Genomic DNA, 324 nt, shown 5'->3' with positions numbered 1-324 from the left:
GCCGGCAACAGACAACCGACTGGCTGGGCAGCACGTTTGGGCTGCGGCCATTCACTGTCGCAGACTTGCCAAAGGTGCAGCGGCAACTGCCAGTGCAGTCCGCGGGCCAAGTCTTGCAAGCAGCGGACGCCTGCGCTCATCAAGGTGGCATCCACACTCTGGGGTTTGCTCAACGCCCAGACCACCCCGTCCAGCCCACGCCAATGGCTCAGACCTTTCCACTGGGTGAGCAACGCCCCATCCCCCTGCACACTGCCGCCCCACAGCAACACCGTGTCCTGCCCTTCCAGCCAGAGCTGATCCCTCAAACCGGGGGCGATGGCG

1 pseudogene is annotated in these 324 nt (G+C 64.8%); it reads right to left on the bottom strand.

Annotated features, from left to right (window positions below):
• Nucleotides 1-324 (bottom strand): annotated as a pseudogene (locus GHN86_RS24150) (type VI secretion protein VasK); the annotation flags it as partial.

Origin of the sequence: Pseudomonas helleri (assembly GCF_009600315.1) — a bacterium.
In the GTDB taxonomy this organism is placed as follows: Bacteria; Pseudomonadota; Gammaproteobacteria; order Pseudomonadales; family Pseudomonadaceae; genus Aquipseudomonas; species Aquipseudomonas helleri_A.
Note: the sequence above shows the minus strand (reverse complement) of the source record. Positions and strands in the feature narration are given on the sequence as shown.